The organism is Curtobacterium sp. SL109 (assembly GCF_026672405.1).
Taxonomy (GTDB): domain Bacteria; phylum Actinomycetota; class Actinomycetes; order Actinomycetales; family Microbacteriaceae; genus Curtobacterium.
Genome location: NZ_JAPPRB010000002.1, coordinates 2,673,512 through 2,699,584, shown reverse-complemented (window position 1 = coordinate 2,699,584; position 26,073 = coordinate 2,673,512). Strand labels below are relative to the sequence as shown.

The window sequence follows — 26,073 nt, the reverse complement described above, 5'->3', positions numbered from 1 at the left end:
GGGCTGGTCGGCGAAGCAGTACTTCCAGTCGATGGTCGACACGATGAAGCAGCACCTGCAGTCCGCTGGTGTGGCCGAGGCCGACCAGGAGCACGTGCTCGTGTTCGCCTCGCTCGTGCAGAAGGAGGCCGGGCTCGCCGCCGACTACCCGAAGGTCGCGCGGGTGTTCCAGAACCGCCTCGACCAGGGCATGCGGATGCAGTCCGACGCCACCGTGGCGTACGGCACCGGCAACACGCACCGGGTCACGACGACCGACGCGGAGCGGGACGACGCCTCGAACCCGTACAACACGTACCAGCACGACGGACTGCCGCCCGGACCGATCTCGAACCCGGGTGACATCGCGCTGCAGGCCGTCACACACCCGGCCGCGGGCAACTGGCTGTACTTCGTGACGGTCGACCTCGAGTCCGGTGAGACGACCTTCTCGGACACGTACGACCAGCACCTGCAGGCCGTCAAGCAGTTCCAGGCCTGGCTCCGCGCACACCCCTCGTACCAGTAGCCGCGCGGGACCGGGACGATCGTGTCCCGGTCCCGACGGCTGTGGGAGGATGGCACCATGCTTCGTTGGTTGACCGCAGGTGAGTCCCACGGACCCGAACTGATCGCGATGCTCGAGGGCCTGCCCGCCGGTGTCCCCGTGTCGTTCGAGTCCATCCGCACCGACCTCGCGCGGCGCAAGCTCGGCTACGGCCGTGGCTCCCGCATGAAGTTCGAGCAGGACGAGCTCCACGTCTCCGGCGGCGTCCGGCACGGGTACTCGATGGGCAGCCCCATCGCGATCCGCATCGGCAACACCGAGTGGCCCAAGTGGGTCGAGGTCATGAACCCCGAGCCCGTCGAGCAGACCGAGGCCTCCCGTGGGCGCAGCGCTCCGCTGACCCGGCCGCGTCCCGGCCACGCCGACCTCGTCGGGATGCAGAAGTACGGCTTCGACGAGGCCCGGCCGATCCTCGAGCGTGCCTCCGCCCGCGAGACCGCGGCCCGCGTCGCGCTCGGTGCCGTGGCCAAGTCGTTCCTCGCCGAACTCGGGATCCGCTCCGTCGCCCACACCCTGCAGGTCGGCAGCGTCCGCGTGCCCGACGGGTCGGCGCTGCCGATGCCCGACGACGTCGACCGGCTCGACGACGACCAGCTCCGGTGCTTCGACGCCGACACCTCGGCGCGCATGGTGACCGAGGTCGAAGCCGCCAAGAAGGACGGCGACACCCTCGGCGGCGTCGTCGAGGTGCTGTTCTACGGCGTTCCGCCCGGGCTCGGGTCGCACGTGCAGTGGGACCGTCGCCTCGACGCACGACTCGCCGCCGCGATCATGGGCATCCAGGCCATCAAGGGCGTCGAGGTCGGTGACGGCTTCCAGACCGCCGGCCGCCGCGGGTCCGAGGCCCACGACGAGCTGTACCGGGAGGACGGCGAGATCATCCGCACGAGCGACCGTGCCGGCGGCACCGAAGGCGGCATGTCCACGGGCACCGTGCTCCGCGTCCGCGCGGGCATGAAGCCGATCGCGACGATCCCGCACGCGCTCCACACCATCGACGTCACCACGGGTGAGGACGCCTCGGCGCATCACCAGCGTTCGGACGTCTGCGCGGTGCCGGCCGCCGGCGTCGTGGCCGAGGCCATGGTCGCGCTCGTGCTGGCCGACGCCGTGCTCGAGAAGTTCGGCGGCGACAACGTCGTCGAGACCAAGCGCAACCTGGAGTCGTACCTCGCGTCGATCCCCGAGACCCTGCGTTCCCGCCGCACCGAGCCGGCTGAGCCCTCCAGCACCTGGTGAGCGCCGGACCGGTGGGGGACGACCACGGCGGACGCGGCACCGCCCCCGTCGTCGTGATCGGCCCGATGGGTGCCGGCAAGTCCACCGTCGGCAAGCGCGTGGCGAAGCGGCTCGGCGTGTCCTTCACCGACACCGACCGGGTGATCGCGCGCGAGCACGGTCCCATCCCCGCGATCTTCACCGACCGGGGTGAGCCTGCGTTCCGGGCCCTCGAGGCCGACGCGGTCGCCGTCGCCATGCGCACCGGCGGCGTCATCGCCGTGGGTGGCGGTGCCGTCACGCACGCGGACACCCGCCGGGCGATGGACGGCGCACGCGTGGTGCTGTTGACCGTCTCGCCCGAGGCCGTCGCCGACCGCATCGCCGGGTCCGACCGCCCGCTGTTGGCGTCCGGCGGCATCGACGCCTGGCAGACCATCCTCGACGACCGCGCGGCGACCTACGCCGAGCTCGCGCACGTGGTCGTCGACACCTCTCGTCGCCCCATGGCCCACGTCGTCGACGACGTCGTCGCCTGGCTGCGGAGCGACCACACCGAAGGAGCACCGTGACCGAGACGACCCTGCCAGAAGGCACCACCGAGATCCGCGTCGGCGGTGCGGACGGCTACGTCGTCGCGGTCGGCACCGGCCTGCTCGGGTCCCTGCCAGCGCTGCTCGGACCCCGGGTCGCCAAGGTCCTGATCGTGCACGCGCCGACGCTCGGTGCCCGCGCGGAGGAGCTCCGCGCCGGACTCGTGGAGGCCGGCTTCGAGGCCCTGATCGCCGAGGTGCCCGACGCCGAGGCCGCCAAGCGCGTCGAGGTCGCCGCGTTCTGCTGGCAGATCCTCGGGCAGTCGGACTTCACCAGGACCGATGCCGTCATCGGCCTGGGCGGCGGAGCCGTCACCGACCTCGCCGGGTTCGTCGCCGCGACGTGGCTGCGCGGCGTGCCGTACTTCTCCGTACCGACGAGCGTGCTCGGCATGGTCGACGCCAGCGTCGGTGGCAAGACCGGCATCAACACGAACGAGGGCAAGAACCTGGTCGGGGTGTTCTCCGCACCCCGTGCCGTCGTCGTGGACCTCGACCTGGTGCACACGCTGCCGCGCAACGACGTGCTGACCGGGTTCGCCGAGATCGTCAAGGCCGGGTTCATCGCCGTGCCCGAGATCCTGGACATCGTCGAGGCCGACGTCGACCGCGCCACCGACCCCTCGACGCCCGAGTTCCGCCGGGTGGTCGAGCTCGCGATCCAGCTCAAGGCGCAGGTGGTGTCGGAGGACTTCACCGAGCAGGGGCGTCGGGAGATCCTGAACTACGGGCACACGCTCGGGCACGCGATCGAGCACGCCGAGCGCTACCAGTGGCGGCACGGGGCAGCGGTGTCGGTCGGCATGGTCTTCGCCGCCGAGCTCGCACGCCTCACCGGGCACCTCGACGACGCGACCGTCGACCGGCACCGGTCGATCCTCGAGTCGCTGTCGCTGCCGACGAGCTACCCGCTCGGCCGGTGGCAGTCGCTCCTGGCGACCATGCGTCGGGACAAGAAGGCTCGCGCCGGCATGCTCCGGTTCATCGTGCTCGACGGCATCGGCAAGCCCGTCACGCTCGAGGGCCCAGAGGACCACCTGCTCTTCACCGCCTACCAGGAGGTCGGCGCCTAGCCCCGTCACCACCGCAGCACGCGGCGGGGGCGGGCCGACCTGTGGACGGCCCCCGAGCCTCCCGGCTGTGGAGGAGCCAGCCGGGGGCGCCCAGCCCGGGGGAGCATGCTGAACAGGTGCCCACACCACCCCGTCTGAGCGACCTCGGCGCCCGGCCGGACGCCGACGCGGGAACCCTCCGCTCCCGCGCGCGCCGCTTCGCCGAACTGCTGTCCATCGCCCGCCGACACGGCCTCGTGCCGTTCCGTCGCCTCGACTTCTCCCGTGACCCGGAGACCTCGGACAAGCGGCGAGACCAGGCCGAACACCTCCGTCGCGCGCTCGAGGAGGCCGGCGGCGGCTTCGTAAAGATGGGACAGCTGCTCTCGACCCGCGACGACCTGCTGCCGGACGAGTGGACCGAGGGACTCGCGCACCTGCAGCGGGACGTCACGCCCGCGGACCCGCAGGAGGTGTCGGACCTGCTGACGGCGGACCTCGGGGCCCCCGTGGCGGAGGTCCTCCAGTCGTTCGACCCGAAGCCCGTCGCCGCGGCGTCGATCGCGCAGGTGCACCGTGCCCGGCTGCACGACGGCACCGCGGTCGCCGTGAAGGTCCAACGACCCGGCATCGACGCGGCCGTGCGGCAGGACGTCGACATCGCGCTCCGCGTGGTGCGGTTCCTCGCCCGGACGTCGGCCGAGGCCCGTCAGGTCGGGGTGATCGACGTGGCGACCCAGTACGGCGACGACCTCATCCGGCAGGTCGACTTCTCGTCCGAGCTCCGCAACCTCGAGGCGCTCCGCGCGGCCCAGGCCAGGAGCGCCCGGCCGGACGAGGTCCGCTTCCCGACGCCGTACCCCGAGCTCTCGGGCCGGCGGGTGCTCGTGATGGAGTTCCTCGAGGGCGACACGCTCAGCGCGATCCGCGCCTCCCGCGTCGACCGGGACCTCGACGAGCCGATGCGGGCGATCCTCCGGTCGTTCCTGCGGCAGGTCGTCTTCGACGGGATCTACCACGGTGACCTGCACCCGGGGAACGTCCTGCTGCTGCCCGACGGTCGCCCCGCCCTCATCGACTTCGGGTCCGTCGGCCGCCTCGACCCGACGCTGCGCGACACGGTCCAGGAGCTCGTCGCCGCGTACATCCAGGACGACACCTCGCGGATCGCGGACGCCGTGCTGCGGATGGCGCCGGTGCGTCGAGCGCAGGACGAGGCCGACTTCCGCCGGGACATCGCCCGCTTCGTGGCCGACGAGCTCGGCCCGGGCGCGCGCATCGGCGTCGAGACCGTGGACGACGCGGTCGAGGTCTTCGGCCGCTACCGGCTCAAGCCGCCGCCGGACTTCGTCGCAGCCGCCCGGGCACTGGCGATCTTCGAGGGGACGCTGCGCTCGCTGCTGCCCTCGTTCGACCTGCTCGACGAGTCCCGCAACCTGGCGCGCGAGCAGATCCGTGACCAGCTCCGCCCGAGCGTGCTGCGGGACGTCGCCGCGCGCGAGCTCTTCGGCCTGTTCTCCACCGTCCGACGCCTGCCCAGGCGGATCGACCGGATCAGCGAGGCGATCGAGGGCAACAAGCTGTCGGTGAACATCCGGCTGCTCGCCGACCAGCGCGACCGGCGGACCGTCTCCGGCATGATCCGCCGGATCCTGCTCGTGCTGCTGGGGGCAGGGGCCGGCGTGCTGGCGATCGTCTACCTGGCGGCTCCGGCACGGCCGACCGCGGTGCTGAGCACCGGCGTGGCGGGCGGGCTCCTCGGCGGGACGGCCGTGGTGCTGCTCGTGTGGGCGGCGATCGACGCCTGGCGCGCACGGCGGCACGACTAGCGCAGGCGACGGCGCGGGCGCGGGTGAGGCGGTCGGCTACACTCGTCCGGGGCCCCAGCGCCCGCAGGACTCCACTCCTCGACACGAACGGGACATCGACACTCATGGCCAGTACCACTGACATCAAGAACGGCGCCGTTCTCATCATCGACGGGCAGCTGTGGTCGGTCGTCGAGTTCCAGCACGTCAAGCCCGGCAAGGGTGGTGCGTTCGTCCGCACCAAGCTGAAGAACGTCGTCTCCGGCAAGGTCGTCGACCGCACCTTCAACGCGGGCGCGAAGATCGAGACCGCGACGGTGGACCGCCGCGACTACCAGTTCCTCTACGAGGACGGCGACTCCTACGTGTTCATGGACACCGACACCTACGACCAGGTCCCGGTCCCCGCGACGGTCGTCGGCGACGCGAAGAACTTCCTCCTCGAGTCCGCGATGGTCACCCTCGCGATGAACGAGGGCAACCCGCTCTACATCGAGCTCCCGACGTCGATCGTCACCGAGATCGAGACCGAGCCCGGCCTGCAGGGCGACCGTTCGTCCGGTGGCACCAAGCCCGCGACGATCAAGGCCACCGGCTACCAGATCCAGGTGCCGCTGTACCTCGAGACCGACACCAAGGTGAAGATCGACACGCGCGACGGCAACTTCCTCGGCCGCGTCAACTAGGGCCGCCGGATGAGTGCTCGTTCGAAGGCCCGCAAGCGCGCGCTCGACATGCTCTACGTGGCCGAGGTCCGGGAGCTCCCGATCGCCGACGTCCTCGCGACGGAGACGGTCCGTCACCTCGACAACCCCGAGCGGGCGTCGAGCTGGGACTACGCCCGCCAGGTGGTCACCGGGGTCGACGAGGCCCGTCGTGAGATCGACGACGTCATCATCGACCACGCCCAGGGCTGGTCCATCGCCCGGATGCCGGTCCTCGACCGCTGCATCCTCCGCATGGGGGTCTGGGAGATCCGCTTCAACCCCGAGGTGCCCGACGCCGTCGCCATCTCGGAGGCCGTCGAGCTCGCCCAGTCGCTGTCGACGGACGACTCCGCCGGTTTCGTGAACGGCGTCCTCGGTGCCGTCGCCGGTGGTCGTGCACCGTCCGGTCGGACGGTGTCCGGAGACCAGGAGTCCCGCTAGGGTTGAGCACGTCCGCATCCTTTAAATGCCGTCCTGAGAGGCGGGGAAGGAGGTCGGCGTGGGTACCCGCACGGTCCTGCAGCAGTCCGACATCACGCGTGCTCTGACACGCATCGCGCACGAGATCCTCGAGGCCAACCACGGCGCCTCGGACCTGGTGCTCCTCGGCATCCCGACCAGGGGCGCCGTCCTGGCCGACCGGCTCGGCGAGGTCCTCGCCGGCATCGAGCCCGACTGGTCCGGCGGCCAGCAGCGCGTCGGCACCCTCGACGTCACGCTCCACCGCGACGACCTCGGCCACGGCATCGGTCGGGCCCCGCACCGCACGGTGATCCCGGCGAGCGGCATCGACGGCAAGGTCGTCGTGCTCGTCGACGACGTCCTGTACTCCGGCCGCACGGTCCGGGCGGCGCTCGACGCCCTGCAGAACATCGGCCGGCCGCGCGCGGTCCGACTCGCGGTCCTGGTGGACCGGGGCCACCGTGAGCTCCCCATCCGCGCGGACCACGTCGGGAAGAACCTGCCGACGGCGTCCGACGAGCGCGTCACGCTCCGCCTGACCGAGACCGACGGCGTCGACGAGGTCGTCATCGAGCAGCCGGAGCGGGGGGCCGACGCATGAGGCACCTGCTCTCCACCGCCGACCTCTCCCGCACCGACGCCCTCGAGATCCTCGACGTCGCCGAGGAGATGGCCGAGGTGAACACGCGCGAGGTCAAGCGCCTGCCGGCCCTCCGCGGCAAGACCGTCGTGAACCTCTTCTTCGAGGACTCGACGCGCACCCGGATCTCCTTCGAGGCAGCCGCCAAGCGCCTCTCCGCCGACGTCATCAACTTCGCCGCGAAGGGCTCCAGCGTCTCGAAGGGCGAGTCCCTCAAGGACACCGTCCAGACCCTCGGTGCGATGGGGATCGACGGCATCGTGATGCGCCACGGGGCGTCCGGCGCCCCGCGGGTCCTGGCCGACGCCGACTGGATCGACGTCCCCGTGGTGAACGCGGGCGACGGCACCCACGAGCACCCGACCCAGGCGCTCCTCGACGCCTTCACGATGCGCCGACGGCTCCACGGCAGCGCGTCCCGCGGCCAGGGCCTCGACGGCGTCCGCGTCCTCATCGTCGGCGACGTCCTGCACAGCCGCGTCGCCAGGAGCAACGCCTGGCTGCTCCGCACCCTGGGTGCGAGCGTCACCTTCGCCGCGCCGCCGACCCTGCTGCCGGCGACCGAGCGCCCCTTCGGCGCTGCGGTGCACCACGACCTCGACACGGCTCTCGCCGAGGACCCCGACGTCGTGATGACGCTCCGCATCCAGCAGGAGCGCATGAACGACGCCTTCTTCCCGAACCCCCGCGAGTACACCCGCCACTGGGGTCTCACCGCAGCCCGCTTCGCGCGCCTGTCGGAGCGCACCCTCGTGATGCACCCCGGGCCGATGAACCGCGGGCTGGAGATCGCCGGCGTGGCCGCCGACTCGCCCGCGTCGACGATCGTGGAACAGGTCGAGCACGGCGTCTCCGTCCGCATGGCCGTCCTGTACCTGGCCCTGACCGGCGCAGGCACCCCGTCCGGCACCGACCAGAAGGAGTCCGTCGCATGACCGCTCACCTCATCCGCGGCGCCCAGCTGGTCGACGGCTCGCGTGCCGACATCAGGCTGCAGGGGGGACGCATCACCGCGGTCGGGTCCGGTCTCGACACGGCCGGCGCCACCACCATCGACGCCGACGGCCTGATCGCCCTGCCCGGTCTCGTGGACCTGCACACGCACCTCCGCGAGCCCGGTCACGAGGAGTCCGAGACCGTCCTGTCCGGCTCGCGGGCCGCGGCCGCCGGCGGCTTCACCGCCGTCAACGCGATGGCGAACTCGAGCCCCGTCGCGGACACCGCCGGTGTGGTCGAACAGGTCCAGGCCCTCGGCGACGACGCCGGCTACGTCACGGTCCGGCCGATCGGCGCCGTGTCCCAGGGCCTGCAGGGCACGCACCTGTCCGAGATCGGCGCGATGGCGACCTCCCGCGCGAAGGTCCGGGTGTTCTCCGACGACGGCTCGTGCGTGGCCGACCCGCTGCTGATGCGCCGGGCGCTGGAGTACATCAAGGGCTTCGGCGGTGTGCTGGCGCAGCACGCGCAGGAGCCCCGCCTGACCATCGGCGCGCAGATGAACGAGGGCCGCCTGTCCTCGGAGCTCGGGCTCGCCGGGTGGCCGGCCGTCGCGGAAGAGGCGATCATCGCCCGTGACGTCCTGCTCGCCGACCACGTCGGAGCGCGACTGCACGTGTGCCACGTCTCGACCGCCGGCAGCGTCGAGGTCATCCGCTGGGCCAAGTCCCGTGGGATCGACGTCACGGCCGAGGTCACGCCGCACCACCTGGTGCTGACCGAGGACCTCATCGCCGGGGTCGACGGCGCCCCCGGCTACGACGCCCGTTACAAGGTGAACCCGCCGCTGCGCTCCCGCGAGGACGTCGACGCCCTGCGCGCCGCCCTGGTCGACGGCACGATCGACATCGTCGCCACCGACCACGCACCGCACACCGCCGAGGCGAAGTGCTGCGAGTGGCCGGCCGCCGCGAACGGCATGGTCGGGCTCGAGTCCGCGCTGAGCGTGGTGCACGCCGCCCTGGTCGAGGACGGCCGACTCGACTGGTCCGACGTCGCCCGCGTGCTCTCGAGCGCCCCGGCCCGCATCGGCCAGGTCGAGGGCCACGGACACGCGATCGCCGAGGGGGCCCCGGCCGAGGTCACCCTGTACGACCCGAGCGCGGTCCGCGAGTTCGCCGTCACCGACCTGGCGGGGCAGTCGCAGAACTCGCCGTACCTCGGCATGCGCCTGCCGGGCCGGGTCGTCGCGACCTTCCACCAGGGGTACGCGACGCTCCTCGACGGCGCGCTCGTCGACCACGACACCGTCGCGGCCGCAGCGCGCACGGCCGCCCGCGCCACCGAGGGGACCCGGGCATGAGCGGCGACGCCGCCCGGTGGCTCCTCGGCGGGCTGATCCTGCTCGCGGTGGCCGCGCTGTTCGTGGCCATGGTGCGCACCTGGCGGACGCGGGTCAGGAAGCAGGCCGACACCGTGCCTCCCGTCGGTGTGCCGACCGACCTGTCCCCGGCGGCCGGGTCCTGGGACGGCTTCACCGTCGCGACGACCCGCGCCGACCAGCCGCTGGAGCGCATCACGGCGGGAGGACTCGGCTTCCGGGGCCGCGGCGGCGTGACCGTCCACGCGACCGGCGTCGTCCTGCACCTGGCGGGGGAGACCGACCGCTGGATCGCCGCCGACCTGGTCCGCGGCGCCGACCGGGCGACCGCGGCCATCGATCGCGTCGTCGAACCAGGGGGGCTGGTGCGTCTGCGATGGACGGCGACCGGCGCCGCTGGTGCGACGGACCTCGACACCTACTTCCGGTTCCCGGAGGGCGACGCAGCCCCGCTGCACGCACTCCAGGAGCTGGCGACGAAGCACAACCACCCGCAGACCGCGGGCGAAGGGACGAACTCATGACACGCGAACGGGCCGTGCTGGTCCTCGAGGACGGCACCCGACACGACGGATGGGCGTACGGCGCCCGCGGACGCAGCCTCGGCGAGGTGGTGTTCGCGACCGGCATGACCGGCTACCAGGAGACGCTGACCGACCCGTCCTACGCCGGGCAGATCGTGGTGCAGACCGCGCCGCACATCGGCAACACCGGCGTCAACGACGAGGACCCCGAGTCCCGTCGCATCTGGGTCGCAGGCTACGTCGTCCGCGACCCCAGCCGCGTGGTGTCGAACCACCGCGCCACCGCGTCGCTCGACGACCACCTGGAGCGCGACGGCATCGTCGGGATCTCCGGGATCGACACCCGCGCCGTGACCCGTCGCATCCGGGACGCCGGCGCCATGAAGGGCGGCGTCTTCAGCGGCCCCGACGCCGCGCTCTCGCCGGACGAGCAGCTCGCGCTGGTCCGCGAGCAGGCCGACATGGCCGGGCAGAGCCTCTCCGCCGCCGTGTCGACCGACGCCGAGTACGTCGTCGACGCGGTCGGTGAGCAGATCGGCACGCTGGCCGTGCTCGACCTCGGCGTGAAGACGTCGACCACCCGCTACCTCGCCCAGCGCGGCTTCGAGGTGCACGTGCTGCCGCAGGACGTCACCGTCGAGCGTCTCCGCGAGCTCGACCCCGACGCGCTGTTCTACTCGAACGGGCCCGGTGACCCGGCAGCTTCCGACGCGCAGGTCTCCCTGCTGCAGGAGAGCCTGCGGGACGGGCGGCCGTTCTTCGGCATCTGCTTCGGCAACCAGCTGCTCGGCCGTGCCCTCGGCTTCGGCACGTACAAGCTGCCGTTCGGCCACCGCGGCATCAACCAGCCGGTGCTCGACACCACGACGGGCAAGGTCGAGATCACGAGCCAGAACCACGGCTTCGCGGTCGACGCCCCCGTCGGACAGGTCCTCGAGTCCCCGGTCGGCTTCGGCCGCGTCGAGGTCTCGCACTACTCGCTCAACGACAACGTGGTCGAGGGCCTCCGCGCGCTCGACATCCCCGCGTTCAGCGTGCAGTACCACCCCGAGGCCGCCGCCGGACCGCACGACAGCATGTACCTGTTCGACCGGTTCCGCGACATGGTCGTGGCCCGTCGTGCCGGCGAGCCGCTCGACGCGGCGACCGCCGACGCCACGACGCCCGCCGCCGACATCACGAAGGAGGGCAACTGATGCCCAAGCGCCCCGACATCACCTCCGTCCTCGTCATCGGCTCCGGCCCGATCGTCATCGGGCAGGCCGCCGAGTTCGACTACTCCGGCACCCAGGCATGCCGCGTACTCCGGGCCGAGGGCATCCGTGTGATCCTCGTCAACCCGAACCCGGCGACGATCATGACCGACCCCGACTTCGCCGACGCGACCTACATCGAGCCGATCACGAACGCGTCGCTCGAGGAGATCATCCGCATCGAGCAGCCGGACGCCGTCCTGCCGACGCTCGGCGGGCAGACCGCCCTGAACGCGGCGATCGCCCTCGACGAGGCCGGGATCCTGGACAAGCACGGCGTCGAGCTCATCGGCGCCAAGGTCGACGCCATCCAGCGCGGTGAGGACCGCCAGCTCTTCAAGGAGCTCGTCCTCGAGTCCGGCGCGGACGTGGCCCGCAGCCACATCGCCCACACGCTGGAGGAAGCGAAGGAGTTCGCGAAGGACCTCGGCTACCCGCTCGTCGTCCGGCCGTCGTTCACCATGGGCGGCCTCGGCTCCGGGTTCGCGTACAACGAGACCGAGCTCATCCGCTTCGTCGGTGACGGCCTGCAGTCGAGCCCCACGACCGAGGTCCTGCTCGAGGAGTCCATCCTCGGGTGGAAGGAGTACGAGCTCGAGCTCATGCGGGACAACGCCGACAACACGGTCGTCGTCTGCTCGATCGAGAACGTCGACCCGGTGGGCGTGCACACCGGCGACTCGATCACCGTCGCCCCCGCGCTGACCCTGACCGACCGCGAGTACCAGAACCTCCGCGACATCGGCATCGACATCATCCGCCGCGTCGGGGTCGACACCGGTGGGTGCAACATCCAGTTCGCGATCGACCCGGCGAACGGCCGCGTGATCGTCATCGAGATGAACCCCCGCGTGTCCCGGTCGAGCGCCCTGGCCTCGAAGGCCACGGGCTTCCCGATCGCGAAGATCGCCGCGAAGCTCGCCATCGGGTACCGCCTCGACGAGATCCAGAACGACATCACGCGGGTCACCCCGGCGAGCTTCGAGCCGACGCTCGACTACGTCGTCGTGAAGACCCCGCGCTTCGCGTTCGAGAAGTTCCCGGCGGCCGACGCCACGCTGACCACGACGATGAAGAGCGTCGGCGAGGCCATGGCGATCGGCCGGAACTTCGCCACCGCCATGCAGAAGTCGCTGCGCTCCCTCGAGAAGCGGGGGTCGAGCTTCCACTGGGACACCCCGGCCGCCGAGCTCGACAAGGACGCGCTGCTGGCGAAGTCCGCGATCCCGACCGACGGCCGCATCGTCACGGTGCAGCAGGCCCTCGTCGCCGGCGCCACCGCGGCCGAGGTCTTCGACGCCACGAAGATCGACCCGTGGTTCGTCGACCAGATCGTGCTCATCAACGAGGTCGCCGAGGAGATCCGCGCCGCCGACGCCCTCGACGCGGACACGATCCGCTGGGCCAAGGAGCACGGCTTCAGCGACGTCCAGATCGCCTCGCTCCGGAGCACGTCCGACCAGCAGGTCAGCGAGCAGCAGGTCCGCGACACGCGGCACGAGCTGGGCATCCGGCCGGTCTTCAAGACGGTCGACACCTGCGCCGGTGAGTTCCCGGCCCTGACGCCGTACCACTACTCGTCGTACGACGTCGAGACCGAGGTGGCGCCGAGCGACCGCAAGAAGGTCGTCATCCTCGGTTCCGGCCCGAACCGCATCGGCCAGGGCGTGGAGTTCGACTACTCCTGCGTGCACGCGTCCTTCGCGCTGAGCGACGCCGGGTTCGAGACCATCATGGTCAACTGCAACCCGGAGACGGTGTCGACGGACTACGACACCTCGGACCGCCTGTACTTCGAGCCCCTCACCGTCGAGGACGTCCTCGAGGTCATCGAGGCCGAAGCCTCCTCCGGTGAACTCGTCGGCGTCGTCGTGCAGCTCGGCGGCCAGACGGCCCTCGGGCTCGCGAAGCCCCTCGAGGCGGCGGGCATCCCGATCCTCGGCACCACGCCGACCGCGATCGACTCCGCCGAGGAGCGCGGCCAGTTCTCCGCGATCCTCGACCAGGCCGGCCTGCTCGCGCCCCGCAACGGCACCGCGCACGACCTGGCCAGCGCCACCGGGATCGCCGAGGAGATCGGCTACCCGGTGCTCGTCCGCCCGTCCTACGTGCTCGGCGGCCGCGGCATGGAGATCGTCTACGACTCCACCGCGATGGCCGACTACTTCGGCCGGATGGCCGACCAGGCGATCATCGGCCCGGACCTGCCGCTCCTGGTGGACCGGTTCCTCGACGACGCGGTGGAGATCGACGTCGACGCCCTGTTCGACGGCGAGCGGCTCTACATCGGCGGCATCATGGAGCACATCGAAGAGGCGGGCATCCACTCCGGTGACTCGTCCTGCACGCTCCCGCCGGTCGGGCTCGGCCGCGGCGAGATCCAGGCCGTGGTCGACGCCACCGAGAAGATCGCACGCGGCGTCGGCGTGCGCGGCATGCTCAACGTGCAGTTCGCCATCGCCGCGGGTGTGCTCTACGTCCTCGAGGCCAACCCGCGCGCCAGCCGCACCGTCCCGTTCGTCTCGAAGGCACTCGGCATCGCCCTGGCGAAGGCCGCCGCGCGGATCATGACGGGCGCCTCGATCGCGGGCCTGGTCGACGAGGGCATGCTGCCCGCCCGCGACGGCGCGTTCGTGCCGGCGCAGGCACCGGTCGCCGTCAAGGAAGCGGTGCTGCCCTTCCGTCGCTTCCGCACCGCCGAGGGCCAGGTCGTCGACTCGGTGCTCAGCCCCGAGATGCGCTCCACCGGTGAGGTCATGGGCATCGACCGCGACTTCCCGCGGGCGTTCCTGAAGAGCCAGGAGGCCGCCTACGGTGGGCTCCCGACGAGCGGCACCGTCTTCGTGAGCGTCGCGGACACCGACAAGCGCGCGATCGTCCTGCCGGTGCACCGCCTGCAGCAGCTCGGCTTCACGATCACCGCGACGGAGGGCACCGCCGAGGTGCTCCGCCGCAACGGGATCATGGTCGACGTGGTCGGCAAGTACAGCCAGGGCGGCGAGAGCGTGGTCGACCTGCTCGCCCGCAACGAGGTCGACATCGTGATCAACACGCCGTCCGGCGCCGCCGGTCGCGCCGATGGCTACGAGATCCGCGCGGCCACGGTCGCCGCGGACAAGCCGCTGTTCACGACGATCGCCCAGCTCGGTGCCGCGGTCGCGGCCATCGAGACGATCGGCACCCCGCACAGCGTGCGCAGCCTGCAGGACTACGCGCTCGAGCGGGCGGGCTGGTGACGGACCGCCTCGTCACCGCACAACGGGCAGGAGGCCCGGAGCCGTTCGGCGTCCGGCTCGCGTCCGCCATCGGGTCGCGGTCCGCACTGTGCGTCGGGATCGACCCCCACGCCGCCACCCTGGCGGCGTGGGGGCTCGGCCGTGACGAAGCAGGGCTGACCGCGTTCGGCCGCGTCCTGGTGGACGCGGCCGCCGGTCGCGCCGCCGTCGTGAAGCCGCAGGTCGCGTTCTTCGAGGCCGCGGGGGTGGCCGGCTTCCGCGCGCTCGACGCGACGATCCGTCGGGCACGTGATGCGGGCCTCCTGGTCGTCGCCGACGTCAAGCGCGGCGACATCGGGACGACGGGGGACGACTACGCCACGGCGTGGATCGACGCCGACGGGCCGTTCGCGGCCGACGCGATGACGGTGTCGCCGTACCTCGGGTACGGCTCGCTGCGCGGGACGATCGCCGTCGCGCGGCAGCACGGCGCCGGCGTGTTCGTGCTGGCCGCGACGAGCAACCCCGAGGCGCGCGTGCTGCAGACCGCGGTGCTCGCCGAGGGGCCGCGTGCCGGGCGGAGCGTCGCTGCCGGTATCGTTCTCGACGTGGCAGACGACAACCCGGCCGAGGACGACCAGGCCATCGGCGACGTCGGGCTGGTGCTCGGCGCCACCCTCGACCTGACGGACTTCGGCATCGGCGCGGACGAGATCGGGAACGCGCCCGTGCTCGCGCCCGGCTTCGGCGCGCAGGGTGCCCGGATCGAGGACCTCCGCGCGCTGTACGGCTCACGCGCCGAGCAGGTGCTCGTGAGCGAGTCCCGCGGGCTGCTGACCGACGGCCCGGACGGCGTCGCGGCGCACGTGACCGACCGCGCCGAGCGCATCCGGGCGGCCCTGGCATGACCGACGACGGCACGACCCACGACTCCGGCTCCCTGCCCGCGCACCGCACGCCGCCCGAGGTGGACCGCGCCGCGGCCGCCCGCGCCGCCGTCGCCGCCCGCCGGGCCCGCGCCGCGGTGAAGGCCGCCGTCGCCACGGGGGAGCGGTCGGCGCTCGACGTCGCCCGCACCGCCTGGAACGACGCCGAGGCCCCCGCGGAGAAGTCACTCCGGGTCCGTGACCTCCTGACCAGCCTGAACGGCATCGGACCGGCCCGTGCCGAGACGATCATGGGCTCGCTGCGGATCGCGCCGTCGAAGCGCCTCGGCGGCCTCGGCACCCGACAGCGCACGGCGCTCTCGGACTGGCTCGCCGCGCGCGGGCGGAAGCGTGGCGTGTCGAAGCTGGTCGTGCTCGCCGGCCCCACCGCCGTCGGCAAGGGGACCGTCAGCGCGTACATCCGCGAGCAGTACCCCGAGGTGAACCTCAGCGTCTCCGCGACCACCAGGAAGCCGCGGCCCGGCGAGGTCGACGGCGTGCACTACTACTTCGTCGACGACGCCGAGTTCGACCGGATGATCCGCGAGCGTGAACTGCTCGAGTGGGCCACCGTGCACAACTCGTACCGGTACGGCACCCCGCGTCCGCCGATCGACCGCGCGCTGGACGCCGGCGACAAGGTGATGCTCGAGATCGACCTGCAGGGCGCCCGGCAGGTCCGCGACGCCATGCCCGAGGCTGTCCTGGTGTTCCTGCTGCCCCCGACGTGGGACGAACTCGTCCGCCGGCTCATCGGCCGCGGGACCGAGTCGTCCGAGGAACAGGCCCGCCGACTCGAGACCGCGAAGGTCGAACTGGCCGCGCAGGACGAGTTCGACGTGCGGATCGTGAACTCGGATGTCGGCACGGCGGCACGCGAGGTCGTAGACTTGTTCACTGCGCCCTAGCCGGGAGCGCATCCGCTCGTTGTCTGGAGACACCATGGCCAACCCCCAGGGCATCATCGACCCGCCCATCGACGACCTGCTGTCCAAGGTGGAGTCGAAGTACGCGCTCGTCATCTTCGCCTCGAAGCGCGCGCGACAGATCAACGACTACTACGCCGACCTGCACGAGGGCTCGCTCTTCGACAACGTCGGTCCGCTCGTCGACTCCACGATCGACGACAAGCCGCTGTCGGTGGCCCTCCACGAGATCAACGAGGACAAGCTCACCGTCACCAAGCAGCAGCCCCAGCCCACCGTCTGAGCCCGGTGACGTCCAGCACGCTGCGCCTGTTCACGTCCGAGTCGGTGACGGAGGGGCACCCCGACAAGATCTGTGACCAGATCTCGGACACGATCCTCGACGCCCTGCTCGCCGTCGACCCGCACGCGCGGGTCGCGGTCGAGACGATGGTGACGACGGGGCTCGTGCACGTGGCCGGTGAGGTCACCACGTCGGGGTACGTCGAGATCCCGAAGCTGGTCCGTGACGTGATCACGGGCATCGGCTACAACTCGTCCGAGGTCTCCTTCGACGGCGCCACGTGCGGCGTCGAGGTCTCGATCGGCGCGCAGTCGCCGGACATCGCGCAGGGCGTCGACGAGTCGCTGGACTCCCGCTCCGGTGCCGGTGTCGACCCGCTGGACCGCCAGGGTGCGGGTGACCAGGGGATCATGTTCGGCTTCGCGACGAACGAGACGCCCGAGTACATGCCCGTCGCCATCTGGCTCGCGCACCGGCTCGCCGAGCGCCTGGCCGCCGTCCGGAAGTCCGGGGAGCTGACGTTCCTGCGGCCCGACGGCAAGACCCAGGTCACCGTCGGGTACGACGGCGTCGTGCCGAAGAGCATCGAGACCGTCGTCGTCTCGACGCAGCACTCGCCGAGCGTGACGCTCGACGAGCTGACGGCCGCGATCACGGAGCACGTCGTCCGCCCGGTCCTGGACCAGGTGGAGCTCGACTCCGCGGACGTCGAGGTCATCGTGAACCCGACCGGCCGGTTCGAGATCGGTGGGCCCCAGGGCGACGCCGGGCTCACCGGACGCAAGATCATCGTCGACACCTACGGTGGGGCGTCCCGGCACGGTGGTGGGGCGTTCAGCGGCAAGGACCCGTCCAAGGTCGACCGGTCGGCGGCGTACGCGCTGCGCTGGGTCGCGAAGAACGCGGTCGCCGCGGGGCTCGCCGACCGTCTCGAGGTCCAGGTCGCGTACGCGATCGGCCGCGCGAAGCCCGTCGGGCTCTACGTGGAGACGTTCGGCACGGGGCACGTGGACGACGCGGTCATCGAGGCCGCGATCCGTCAGGTGTTCGACCTGCGTCCGGCCGCGATCATCCGTGACCTCGACCTGCTCAAGCCGCGGTACGCGCAGACGGCGACGTACGGCCACTTCGGTCGTGAGCTCCCCGGGTTCACCTGGGAGCAGCTCGACCGTGTCGACGCCCTCCGCCAGGCCGCAGGACTCGTCGCCGCCACCGTCTGAGTGACCGCGTGACCACCGTCGCGCGCGTCGTCCTCGACTCGCCGCTCCCGCAGCTCGACCGACTGTTCGACTACCGGGTGCCGGCCGAGCACGAGGACGCGTGCGTGCCCGGGGTCCGCGTGAAGGTCCCGCTCCGCACCGGCGCCCGGATGTCGGACGCCTACGTCATCGAGGTCGTCGAGGACGGTCCCGGGGCCCCCGGTGGGGCGTTCCCCGGCGAGCTGAGTGCGATCGAGACGCTCGTCAGTCCGGTGCCGGTGCTCGCGCCGGAGATCTGGGCGCTCGCTCGTGCCGTGGCCGACCGGGCCGCCGGCGTGGCGAGCGACGTGCTCCGGCTCGCGGTGCCGACGCGGCAGGTCCGGGTCGAGAAGGCCTGGCTCGCGCGGGATGCCGACCATGTGCTGCCGGCGGTCGAGGCCCCCGCGGTCACCGGGTACGCCGACGGCGTCGTCGAGGGCATCCTGGCGACGAACCATCGTGCCGCCGTCGCGGCGATCCCACACCCCGTGCAGCTGCCGAGCGCGGTACCGGAGGACACCGAGGCCGATGCAGATACAGATGCAGACGCGGACGCGGACGCCGATGCGCCAGCCCCTGTCTCCGTCTCCGTCCCCGACGACCCCGCCTGGGTGCCCGGCTGGGCGCTGACCCTGGCGCAGGCCGCCGCCCGCACCCTGGCCACCGAGCGGTCCGCGGTCATCGCGGTGCCGGACTTCCGCGACCTCACCGACCTGGAACGCGCCCTGCACGCCCTGGTCCCCGCGGAGCGCGTGGTCCGCTTCGACGCCAAGCAGACGAACGGGCAACGCGCGAAGGCCCTGCTGCAGGCCCGCACGCACCCGGTCGTCGCGATCGGCAACCGCACGGCGATGTACGCGCCGGCCAGTGACCTCGGCCTCATCGCGATGTGGGACGACGGCGACGCATCCTTCATCGAGCCCCGCGCGCCCTACGTGCACACCCGGGACGTGGCCCTGGTCCGAGCGGCGCAGTCGGGTGCCGCACTGCTGTTCCTCTCCCACGCACGGAGCACCGACGTGCAGCGCCTGGTGGAGCTGCACTGGCTCGACGACGTGACGCCGCTCCGGGCCGCGGTGCCGAAGGTCATCCCGACGGCGCAACAGGTCAGTGCCGAGGGCTTCGCCGCACAGGCCCGGATCCCGAGCAGCGCCTGGCGTGCCGCCCGGGAGGCCAGCCGCACCGGCCCCGTGCTCGTGCAGGTCGCCAACCCGGGCTTCGGCACCGGGCTCGTCTGCGCCGACTGCGGGGAACGCGCCCACTGCCGGGTGTGCGGGGGACCCCTCGGCAGCCCGACGCACGGCGCCGTTCCCCAGTGCCGGTTCTGCGGGGCCCTCGCGGCGGGGTACCGCTGCCCGACGTGTGGCGGTGGGAAGCTCAAGGCCGTCGGCCAGGGGGCGCAGCGCACCGCGGACGAGCTCGGTCGGGCGTTCCCGGGCACGCGCATCATCGTCGCGGACGGCTCACGCCCGATCGACGAGGTCCCGGCTCGCCCGGCGGTCGTGGTGGCCACGCGCGGTGCGGAGCCGTCGACGCCCGGCGGGTACGCCTGCGTGCTGCTCCTCGACGGCGAGAAGATGCTCGGGCGCGAGGGCCTCCGGGTGCAGGAGGAGGTGCTGCGCTTCTGGACGAACGCAGCTGCCAAGGGCGCTCCCGGGGCCGAGGTCTACCTGGTCGGCATCGGCGGGTCACTGGCGACGGCGATGGCGCTGTGGCGACTCGACACGCCCGCCCACGACGAGCTCGTCGACCGCCGCGAACTCATGTTCCCGCCGGCCGTCCGAGTGGCGACGCTCACCGGGACGGAAGACGCGGTGACCGCGGCGGTCGAGGCCCTCGGAGCGGCGCCGGTCGGGCCGGTGCTCGGACCGGTCCCGGTCGACGACCCCGTGCCCGGCACGGTCCGGGCGATCGTGCGGTTCCCCTACGCCCATGCACCGAGGTCGCCGCGACGCTCAAGGCCGAGGTCATCCGCCGGTCGTCGACACGGCGGGTGCTCCCGGGTGGCAACCGTCGTCGAGCCGCACCCACACTGCGGGCGCGGCTCGACGACGCGGAGCCGTTCGCCGAGGTCTGAGACGACCTCAGGCGGTGGTGGTGCGGTCGCGGCGCTGGCGTCCGTCCGGCCGCGGCAGGAACACGCCGAGGGCGACCATGCCGCCGGCGAGCAGCAGGTGCAGCCAGTTGTCGGCGGTGTTCAGCGGGACGAAGTTCGCGGCGGACGCGTGGTCGGCCGTGAACAGCCCGTAGACGAACAGCACCAGGTAGACGATGCCGCCGATGACCAGGTAGCTGCGGGAGCCGACGGCGCTCCGGGCGGCGGCCAGCCCGACGATCCCGAAGAGCAGGTGCACGATGTTGTGCAGGACCGAGACCTGGAACAGCCCCAGCAGCATGGCCATCGAGCCGTGCCCGGCGCCGCCGAGGTCGCCGGTGGTGATGCCGGGGACGAACCCGGCGATCCCGACGACCAGGAACACGATGCCCACGACGAGCGTGGCCTTCTGGATGGTGGAACCGGCGTACCGGTTGGTGGAGGTGGTGATGTCTGCCATGAGCGGGACCGTACGCACATCGCTCTCGGCTGGTTCCCGGACGGCTCGCTCCTGCGCCGGACGGACAGCGGCGGGCAGCCCGGGGCGGTGCCGGCATGGGAGGATCGAACCCATGCGTCTCGTCGTCGCCGGCAGCCCCGCTGCGGCCGTCCCCACCCTCCGTCGGCTCGCGGCGTCCGACCACGAGATCGCCGCGGTGCTCACACGTCCGCCGACACCGCAGGGCCGCAAGCGCGTCCTGACCCCGACACCGGTCGCCCAGGTCGCGGAGGAGCTCGGGCTGCCCGTGCTCGAGGCCGCCCGCGTCGACGACGAGGTCACCCGCCGTATCGCCGAGCTGGACGTCGACCTGGGCGTCATCGTCGCCTACGGCGCCCTGCTCCGCCGTGCGGCGCTCGACACCCCGCGCCACGGCTGGGTCAACCTGCACTTCTCCGACCTGCCGGCGTACCGCGGCGCCGCACCCGTGCAGCGTGCCGTGATGGCCGGCGACACGCGGACCGCCGCCACGGTGTTCCAGCTCGTGGAGGCGCTCGACGCCGGCCCCGTGTTCGCCAGCGAACCGTTCGACATCGACCCCGAGGCGACGGCCGGCGAGGTCCTGGCCGCCATGGCCGAGACCGGTGCCGAGGTCGTCGCCCGGGTCGTCGACGGCATCGCGGACGGCAGCGCCACCGCCACGGACCAGGTGGGCGAGCCGACCACCGCCCCGAAGACCACCATCGAGGACGGTCGCGTCGACTTCGCCGCGCCGGCCACTGCCGTCCACGCCCACATCCGCGGCGTGACGCCGGAGCCGGGTGCCTTCGCGCACCTCGGGGAGACGCGCGTCAAGCTGCTCCGGTCCCACCGGATGCCCCGGACAGGAGGCCCGGCAGACCCCGCCCCGTCGCTCGCCCCCGGCGCGTTGACGCTCCAGGGCGGCGCCCTCCTCGTCGGGACCGCCGACGAGCCACTCGTGCTCGCTCGGGTGCAGCCGGCCGGCAAGACGGCGATGGACGCCGCCGCCTGGGCCCGTGGCCTCGGCACCCTCGACGGGAAGGTCCTCGCATGAGCCCGCACCAGCAGCACCGTCCCGAGACCCGCACGGTCCGCGGCCCGAGCGCCCGCCGGGTCGCCTTCGACGTGATCCGGGCCGTGCAGGTCGACGACGCCTACGCCAACCTCCTGCTCCCGACGCGCATCCGCCGGGCCGCGCTCTCTGCGCGTGACGCCGGCTTCGCGACCGAGCTCACCTACGGCACCATCCGGATGATCGGTCGGTACGACGCCATCGTCGAGGCCGCCTCCGGTCGGAAGGTCGGCAACGTCGAGGCCGACGTGCTCGACGTCCTGCGTCTCGGGGTCCACCAGCTGCTCGCGATGCGCACGCCCACGCACGCTGCCGTCTCCGCCACCGTCGAGCTCACCCGCGAGGTCGGCGCCCACCGCGCCACCGGTTTCGTCAACGCGGTGATGCGCAAGGTCGCGGCGAGGACGCCCGAGGAGTGGGACACCGAGATCACCCGCGGCCTGTCCGGGGACGAGCTCCTCGCCACGCGCTGGTCGCACCCGGCGTGGGTCATCGCCTCGCTCCGGGACGCCCTCGCGGCCGAGCGCTCCCGCGACGAACTCGTGGCGCTGCTCGCGGCCGACGACGTCGCACCCCGTGTCCAGCTCGCCGCGCTGCCCGGACTCGCGACGGAGGCCGACCTGCGCACCGCGACCACGGCCGTGGAGCCGGTCGACGCCGAGCCGCAGGGCGACGACGCGACCGGTTCCGAGCCTCCCGTCCCGGCCGAGGCCGCCGACGTCGTGGCGGACGCCGACGCGCTGCCCGTGTCGCCCGTCGGCATCCGCGGCGTGACCGGTGACCCCGCCCGGGTGCCGGGCATCGCCGCCGGACGGCTCCGCGTGCAGGACGAGGGCTCGCAGCTCGCCGCCCTGGCACTCAGCCGGTCCTCCGCGATCCAGCCGGGGGAGCGGTGGCTCGACCTCTGTGCCGGACCCGGTGGCAAGGCCGCACTGCTCGCAGCCGAGGCCGCACAGGCCGGCGCGACCCTCGTCGCGAACGAACTCGTGCCGGCGCGTGTCGGACTGGTCCGGAAGGCCCTCGCGGCGTTCGGCGACACCGTCAGCGTCGTCGAGGGCGACGCCCGCCGGTACGGCCAGGACGGCTCCGGCGTGCGGTACGACCGCGTGCTGCTCGACGCTCCGTGCACCGGCCTCGGCGCACTCCGGCGCCGACCGGAGGCCCGCTGGCGCAAGGTGCCCGAGGACGTGCAGGAGCTCGCGGTGCTGCAGACGGAGCTCCTCGACGCCGCGGTGCGCGTGCTCGCACCGGGCGGCACGCTGGCCTACGTCACGTGCTCGCCGCACCTCGCCGAGACGCGCGGGCAGGTCGACGCGCTGATGCGACGGCACGGGGACCTGCTCGAGCAGGTGGACACGGCCTCGGTGGTCCGCTCGGTCGCCGCCCGGGACCCCCAGGTCGCGGACGGCATGACGGCGCAGCTCTGGCCGCACCGCGTGGGGACGGACGCGATGTTCATCGCGCTGTTCCGTCGTCGGTGACGCCTCCGGTCACTCCATCCGGAAGTCGAAGCCGTCGTTGCGGGAGAGCCGCCCCGCGGCGCGGACGAAGCGCAGTCCCTTGCCGAGGGTCCCGTCGGCGGCCGTGACGTTCTGCTCCTCGGCCTCGCGGATGCGCCAGGCGAGGTCCGTGCCGCGGGCGTCGTAGGCGACCCGCTCCATCGCCTCGACCACCCGGCGCTCGGCGTCGGCGTCGACCTGCCGTGCGGTGGGCACGGGGTCGTCGGTCGACGCCGGTGCCGCCGGGTCGTCCGCTGGCGGGCCGCTCCGCGCGGCGGTGAGCAGCACCGCGCCGGCAGCCGCCACGCCCGCGAGGGCGTCGCCGTGCGTCAGTCCGAGGCCGCCGGACATGACCAGCTCGATGTCCACGGTGACCGGCGTGCCGTGGTCGAGCCGTGCCAGTCGGACCTGGCCGCGGCCGCCGCCGTTGTCCCAGCGCACGACGTCGCCGTGCGACAGGAAGAGCGCGAAGTCCATCACCTCGAGGACGTCCTCGAGCTCCCGGATCACGTCGGGCAGCGGTGCACCGGCGTCGGGGGCGAACACGACCTGCACCAGGATGGACTCCGGATCGACATCGGTCATGCCAGCAGCCTAAGTGGACCCGTCGAGCGCCGGTAGGCTCGTCGTGTGACGATCCGCATCTCGCCGAGCATCCTGTCCGCCGACTTCGCGAACCTCGAGCGTGAGCTCGGGCGCATCGCCACCGCCGACCTGGTGCACGTCGACGTCATGGACAACCACTTCGTGCCGAACCTGACGCTCGGGCTGCCGATCGTCGAGCGGCTGCAGCAGGTGTCACCCGTGCCGCTCGACGTCCACCTGATGATCACCGACGCCGACACCGAGGCCCCGAAGTACGCCGAGCTCGGGGTGTCCAGCGTGACGTTCCACCTCGAAGCCGCGACCGACCCGGTGGCGACCGCCGCGGCGATCCGGTCGAACGGCGCCCGTGCCGCGGTCGCGGTGAAGCCCGGCACGCCGATCACCCCCGTGCTCGCGCACCTCGACGCCTACGACATGATCCTGCTCATGACGGTCGAGCCCGGGTTCGGCGGCCAGTCCTTCATGCCCGAGGTGATGCCGAAGCTCGCCGACGCCCGCGCGGCCGTCGACGCCTCCGGACTCGACGTCTGGCTCGAGGTCGACGGCGGCATCGCGGTCGACACCGTGCCCCAGGCCGTGCGGAGCGGGGCCGACACCCTGGTCGCCGGGTCCGCGGTCTACGGCGGCGACCCCGAGTCCCGCATCCGCGACCTCCGTGACGCGGCGCAGCGTGCGCTCGCGGGACGGTAGCCTGGTCCCGTGAAGACGTTCGACGAGCTGTTCGCGGAGCTGACCGAGAAGGCCGCATCGCGCCCCGAGGGCTCCGGCACCGTCGCCGAACTGGACGCCGGCGTGCACCAGATCGGCAAGAAGATCGTGGAAGAGGCCGCCGAGGTCTGGATGGCCGCCGAGTACGAGGGCGACGTCCGCACGGCCGAGGAGATCTCGCAGCTCGTGTACCACCTGCAGGTGCTCATGGTCGCGAAGGGCCTCACCCCGGCGGACGTCTGGCGACATCTGTGACGCGCTGACCAGTCGCCGACCTCCACCAGAAAGCAGACCACCTGATGCTGCGCATCGCCGTGCCCAACAAGGGCTCGCTCTCCGAGACCGCCTCCGAGATGCTGCGGGAGGCCGGCTACGCCGGTCGTCGTGACCCGAAGGCCCTCCACCTCATCGACGAGCGCAACGGCGTGGAGTTCTTCTTCCTCCGTCCGCGCGACATCGCGACCTACGTCGGTTCCGGCGCGCTCGACGTCGGCATCACCGGCCGCGACCTGCTCCTCGACTCGGGGTCCCAGGCACACGAGGTCGACGCCCTCGGGTTCGCCGACTCGACCTTCCGCTTCGCCGGCACGCCCGGGCGCTTCGGCTCGCTGCAGGACCTCGACGGGGTCCGCGTCGCGACGAGCTACCCCGGCCTCGTGGGGGAGTTCCTCGGTCGCCACGGGGTGACCGCCACGCTCGTGCAGCTCGACGGTGCCGTGGAGAGCGCCGTGCGGCTCGGCGTCGCGGACGCGGTCGCCGACGTCGTCTCGACCGGCAGCACCCTGCGTCAGGCGGGCCTGGAGATCTTCGGGCCGGTCATCCTCGAGTCCACCGCGTTGCTGATCTCCACCGACGAGACCATCCCCGGCATCGACGTGCTCCGCCGTCGGCTGCAGGGCGTGCTCGTCGCCCGTGGCTACGTGATGCTCGACTACGACATCCCGACCGACCTGCTCGAGCAGGCGACCGCGATCGCGTCGGGCATCGAGTCCCCGACGGTCTCGCCGCTGCACGGGCGCGACTGGTCCGCCGTCCGCGTGATGATCCCGCGCGACGACGCCAACCTGATCATGGACGCGCTCTACGACCTCGGCGCCCGCGCCATCCTCGTGAGCCCCATCCACGCCGCACGCCTGTGAGCCCCGCCGTGGGCGGCGCCCGTGGCGGCGTCGCGGTCCGTGTCGTCCCGTGCCTCGACGTCTCGGGCGGCCGGGTGGTCAAGGGCGTCAACTTCCTCGACCTGCAGGACGCCGGCGACCCGGTCGAGCTCGCCGCGCGCTACTACGAGCAGGGCGCCGACGAGCTGACGTTCCTCGACGTCGGGGCCACGGTCGAGAACCGCTCGACGATGTACGACACGGTGACCAGGACGGCCGAGCAGGTCTTCATCCCGCTCACCGTCGGTGGTGGCGTCCGCAGTGTCGACGACGTGTCGCGGCTGCAGCAGTGCGGCGCGGACAAGATCGGCGTGAACAGCGCGGCCATCGCCCGGCCGGACCTGGTCGGGGAGATCGCCGACCGCTTCGGCGCGCAGGCCGTGGTGCTCTCGCTCGACGTCAAGCGCTCCGACCGCACCGACTCCGGCTTCGTCGTGACGACCCACGGCGGCCGCACGGAGACCGACATCGACGCCGTCGCCTGGGCGCGCGAGGCCGTCGAGCGGGGCGCCGGTGAGCTGCTCGTGAACTCGATCGACGCCGACGGCACGAAGAACGGCTTCGACCTCGACCTGGTCCGCGCCGTGCGCGCCGTGTCGACCGTGCCGGTGATCGCATCCGGCGGTGCCGGGCGGGTCGAGCACTTCGCACCGGCCGTCGACGCCGGTGCGGACGCCGTCCTCGCCGCCAGCGTGTTCCACCGCGCGGAGATGACCATCGGCGACGTCAAGGACGCCCTGCGGGAGTCCGGGCACGCCGTACGCTAG

Annotated in this window: 25 protein-coding genes and 1 pseudogene; 24 read left to right on the top strand and 2 right to left on the bottom strand. The window is 72.4% G+C overall.

All coding sequences use genetic code 11. From position 1 onward, the window contains the following. The first annotated feature begins 31 nt into the window (after window positions 1-31). The 18 genes and pseudogenes from mltG to OVA28_RS14230 all read left to right on the top strand — a co-directional run. Window positions 32-508 (top strand): endolytic transglycosylase MltG, encoded by a 477-nt coding sequence (gene mltG / locus OVA28_RS14315; protein ID WP_326493758.1) that lies wholly within the window; start codon window positions 32-34, stop codon window positions 506-508. Window positions 509-565: 57 nt separating this feature from the next. After that, window positions 566-1,786: a chorismate synthase gene (gene aroC, locus OVA28_RS14310; RefSeq protein ID WP_194660416.1), complete on the top strand. Its 1,221-nt coding sequence runs from the start codon at window positions 566-568 to the stop codon at window positions 1,784-1,786. Beyond that, on the top strand, window positions 1,783-2,337 hold the full coding sequence (locus tag OVA28_RS14305; protein ID WP_268097422.1) for a shikimate kinase: 555 nt from the start codon (window positions 1,783-1,785) through the stop codon (window positions 2,335-2,337). Before aroC ends, OVA28_RS14305 begins: the two co-directional genes overlap by 4 nt. Continuing rightward, window positions 2,334-3,431 (top strand): 3-dehydroquinate synthase, encoded by a 1,098-nt coding sequence (gene aroB / locus OVA28_RS14300; protein WP_416354637.1) that lies wholly within the window; start codon window positions 2,334-2,336, stop codon window positions 3,429-3,431. The genes OVA28_RS14305 and aroB overlap by 4 nt, the downstream gene beginning before the upstream one ends. A 116-nt stretch (window positions 3,432-3,547) precedes the next feature. After that, window positions 3,548-5,239: an ABC1 kinase family protein gene (locus tag OVA28_RS14295; RefSeq protein ID WP_268097421.1), complete on the top strand. Its 1,692-nt coding sequence runs from the start codon at window positions 3,548-3,550 to the stop codon at window positions 5,237-5,239. Between the two features lie 104 nt (window positions 5,240-5,343). Then, the gene (gene efp / locus OVA28_RS14290; RefSeq protein ID WP_071275071.1) at window positions 5,344-5,904 is read left to right on the top strand and encodes an elongation factor P; all 561 of its coding nucleotides are present in this window, start codon (window positions 5,344-5,346) and stop codon (window positions 5,902-5,904) included. Between the two features lie 9 nt (window positions 5,905-5,913). Beyond that, window positions 5,914-6,366: a transcription antitermination factor NusB gene (gene nusB / locus OVA28_RS14285; protein WP_194660418.1), complete on the top strand. Its 453-nt coding sequence runs from the start codon at window positions 5,914-5,916 to the stop codon at window positions 6,364-6,366. A gap of 58 nt (window positions 6,367-6,424) precedes the next feature. Continuing rightward, window positions 6,425-6,988 (top strand): bifunctional pyr operon transcriptional regulator/uracil phosphoribosyltransferase PyrR, encoded by a 564-nt coding sequence (gene pyrR, locus OVA28_RS14280; protein WP_194660419.1) that lies wholly within the window; start codon window positions 6,425-6,427, stop codon window positions 6,986-6,988. Then, complete coding sequence (locus OVA28_RS14275) at window positions 6,985-7,962, top strand: aspartate carbamoyltransferase catalytic subunit (protein WP_071275080.1); 978 nt, start codon at window positions 6,985-6,987, stop codon at window positions 7,960-7,962. Before pyrR ends, OVA28_RS14275 begins: the two co-directional genes overlap by 4 nt. Then, window positions 7,959-9,326, top strand: coding sequence for a dihydroorotase (locus OVA28_RS14270; RefSeq protein WP_268097420.1), 1,368 nt, complete (start codon window positions 7,959-7,961; stop codon window positions 9,324-9,326). The genes OVA28_RS14275 and OVA28_RS14270 overlap by 4 nt, the downstream gene beginning before the upstream one ends. Next, complete coding sequence (locus OVA28_RS14265) at window positions 9,323-9,868, top strand: PH-like domain-containing protein (protein WP_194660422.1); 546 nt, start codon at window positions 9,323-9,325, stop codon at window positions 9,866-9,868. The genes OVA28_RS14270 and OVA28_RS14265 overlap by 4 nt, the downstream gene beginning before the upstream one ends. Beyond that, the gene (gene carA / locus OVA28_RS14260) at window positions 9,865-11,064 is read left to right on the top strand and encodes a glutamine-hydrolyzing carbamoyl-phosphate synthase small subunit (protein ID WP_194660423.1); all 1,200 of its coding nucleotides are present in this window, start codon (window positions 9,865-9,867) and stop codon (window positions 11,062-11,064) included. The genes OVA28_RS14265 and carA overlap by 4 nt, the downstream gene beginning before the upstream one ends. After that, the gene (carB, locus tag OVA28_RS14255; RefSeq protein ID WP_268097419.1) at window positions 11,064-14,357 is read left to right on the top strand and encodes a carbamoyl-phosphate synthase large subunit; all 3,294 of its coding nucleotides are present in this window, start codon (window positions 11,064-11,066) and stop codon (window positions 14,355-14,357) included. Before carA ends, carB begins: the two co-directional genes overlap by 1 nt. Further along, window positions 14,354-15,244, top strand: a complete 891-nt coding sequence (pyrF, locus tag OVA28_RS14250) for an orotidine-5'-phosphate decarboxylase (protein WP_268097418.1) — start codon at window positions 14,354-14,356, stop codon at window positions 15,242-15,244. Before carB ends, pyrF begins: the two co-directional genes overlap by 4 nt. Then, entirely contained in the window at window positions 15,241-16,170 is a 930-nt protein-coding gene (gene gmk, locus OVA28_RS14245; protein WP_194660426.1) for a guanylate kinase, read from the top strand. The genes pyrF and gmk overlap by 4 nt, the downstream gene beginning before the upstream one ends. 34 nt (window positions 16,171-16,204) lie before the next feature. Beyond that, complete coding sequence (rpoZ, locus tag OVA28_RS14240) at window positions 16,205-16,471, top strand: DNA-directed RNA polymerase subunit omega (protein WP_056124209.1); 267 nt, start codon at window positions 16,205-16,207, stop codon at window positions 16,469-16,471. A 5-nt stretch (window positions 16,472-16,476) separates the two neighbouring features. Then, a complete protein-coding gene (gene metK, locus OVA28_RS14235; RefSeq protein ID WP_268097417.1) occupies window positions 16,477-17,691 on the top strand; it encodes a methionine adenosyltransferase in 1,215 nt (404 codons plus the stop codon). Between the two features lie 8 nt (window positions 17,692-17,699). Continuing rightward, window positions 17,700-17,978, top strand: a pseudogene (locus tag OVA28_RS14230) (primosomal protein N'); the annotation flags it as partial. 1,815 nt (window positions 17,979-19,793) lie between these two features. Here the strand turns inward: OVA28_RS14230 and OVA28_RS14225 are convergent. Next, window positions 19,794-20,264: a DUF4383 domain-containing protein gene (locus OVA28_RS14225; RefSeq protein WP_194660429.1), complete on the bottom strand. Its 471-nt coding sequence runs from the start codon at window positions 20,262-20,264 to the stop codon at window positions 19,794-19,796. Between the two features lie 112 nt (window positions 20,265-20,376). On the opposite strand from OVA28_RS14225, the gene OVA28_RS14220 reads away from it, so the two are divergent. Both OVA28_RS14220 and OVA28_RS14215 read left to right on the top strand, forming a co-directional pair. Further along, the gene (locus tag OVA28_RS14220) at window positions 20,377-21,318 is read left to right on the top strand and encodes a methionyl-tRNA formyltransferase (protein ID WP_268097416.1); all 942 of its coding nucleotides are present in this window, start codon (window positions 20,377-20,379) and stop codon (window positions 21,316-21,318) included. After that, window positions 21,315-22,817 (top strand): RsmB/NOP family class I SAM-dependent RNA methyltransferase, encoded by a 1,503-nt coding sequence (locus tag OVA28_RS14215; protein WP_268098217.1) that lies wholly within the window; start codon window positions 21,315-21,317, stop codon window positions 22,815-22,817. Before OVA28_RS14220 ends, OVA28_RS14215 begins: the two co-directional genes overlap by 4 nt. A gap of 9 nt (window positions 22,818-22,826) precedes the next feature. Here the strand turns inward: OVA28_RS14215 and OVA28_RS14210 are convergent, their stop codons facing one another. Then, window positions 22,827-23,420: a hypothetical protein gene (locus OVA28_RS14210; protein WP_268097415.1), complete on the bottom strand. Its 594-nt coding sequence runs from the start codon at window positions 23,418-23,420 to the stop codon at window positions 22,827-22,829. Between the two features lie 45 nt (window positions 23,421-23,465). Between OVA28_RS14210 and rpe the strand changes: the two genes are divergently transcribed. Genes rpe through hisF form a run of 4 tightly spaced genes read left to right on the top strand, consistent with a single transcriptional unit; the run spans window position 23,466 to window position 26,073 of the window. After that, entirely contained in the window at window positions 23,466-24,131 is a 666-nt protein-coding gene (gene rpe / locus OVA28_RS14205; protein ID WP_071275113.1) for a ribulose-phosphate 3-epimerase, read from the top strand. 9 nt (window positions 24,132-24,140) lie between these two features. Continuing rightward, window positions 24,141-24,404, top strand: coding sequence for a phosphoribosyl-ATP diphosphatase (locus tag OVA28_RS14200; RefSeq protein ID WP_071275117.1), 264 nt, complete (start codon window positions 24,141-24,143; stop codon window positions 24,402-24,404). A 44-nt stretch (window positions 24,405-24,448) separates the two neighbouring features. Next, a complete protein-coding gene (hisG, locus tag OVA28_RS14195; RefSeq protein WP_194660433.1) occupies window positions 24,449-25,288 on the top strand; it encodes an ATP phosphoribosyltransferase in 840 nt (279 codons plus the stop codon). Beyond that, the gene (gene hisF, locus OVA28_RS14190; protein ID WP_268097414.1) at window positions 25,285-26,073 is read left to right on the top strand and encodes an imidazole glycerol phosphate synthase subunit HisF; all 789 of its coding nucleotides are present in this window, start codon (window positions 25,285-25,287) and stop codon (window positions 26,071-26,073) included. The genes hisG and hisF overlap by 4 nt, the downstream gene beginning before the upstream one ends.

Excerpts from the sequence above, each read along its gene's own strand:
- mltG (WP_326493758.1), top strand. The coding sequence starts at position 32 with ATGGTCGACACGATGAAGCAGCACCTGCAGTCCGCTGGTGTGGCCGAG.
- aroC (WP_194660416.1), top strand. The coding sequence starts at position 566 with ATGCTTCGTTGGTTGACCGCAGGTGAGTCCCACGGACCCGAACTGATC.
- efp (WP_071275071.1), top strand. The coding sequence starts at position 5,344 with ATGGCCAGTACCACTGACATCAAGAACGGCGCCGTTCTCATCATCGAC.
- nusB (WP_194660418.1), top strand. The coding sequence starts at position 5,914 with ATGAGTGCTCGTTCGAAGGCCCGCAAGCGCGCGCTCGACATGCTCTAC.
- OVA28_RS14275 (WP_071275080.1), top strand. The coding sequence starts at position 6,985 with ATGAGGCACCTGCTCTCCACCGCCGACCTCTCCCGCACCGACGCCCTC.
- OVA28_RS14270 (WP_268097420.1), top strand. The coding sequence starts at position 7,959 with ATGACCGCTCACCTCATCCGCGGCGCCCAGCTGGTCGACGGCTCGCGT.
- OVA28_RS14265 (WP_194660422.1), top strand. The coding sequence starts at position 9,323 with ATGAGCGGCGACGCCGCCCGGTGGCTCCTCGGCGGGCTGATCCTGCTC.
- carA (WP_194660423.1), top strand. The coding sequence starts at position 9,865 with ATGACACGCGAACGGGCCGTGCTGGTCCTCGAGGACGGCACCCGACAC.
- carB (WP_268097419.1), top strand. The coding sequence starts at position 11,064 with ATGCCCAAGCGCCCCGACATCACCTCCGTCCTCGTCATCGGCTCCGGC.
- gmk (WP_194660426.1), top strand. The coding sequence starts at position 15,241 with ATGACCGACGACGGCACGACCCACGACTCCGGCTCCCTGCCCGCGCAC.
- rpoZ (WP_056124209.1), top strand. The coding sequence starts at position 16,205 with ATGGCCAACCCCCAGGGCATCATCGACCCGCCCATCGACGACCTGCTG.
- OVA28_RS14225 (WP_194660429.1), bottom strand. The coding sequence starts at position 20,264 with ATGGCAGACATCACCACCTCCACCAACCGGTACGCCGGTTCCACCATC.
- OVA28_RS14220 (WP_268097416.1), top strand. The coding sequence starts at position 20,377 with ATGCGTCTCGTCGTCGCCGGCAGCCCCGCTGCGGCCGTCCCCACCCTC.
- OVA28_RS14215 (WP_268098217.1), top strand. The coding sequence starts at position 21,315 with ATGAGCCCGCACCAGCAGCACCGTCCCGAGACCCGCACGGTCCGCGGC.
- OVA28_RS14210 (WP_268097415.1), bottom strand. The coding sequence starts at position 23,420 with ATGACCGATGTCGATCCGGAGTCCATCCTGGTGCAGGTCGTGTTCGCC.
- hisG (WP_194660433.1), top strand. The coding sequence starts at position 24,449 with ATGCTGCGCATCGCCGTGCCCAACAAGGGCTCGCTCTCCGAGACCGCC.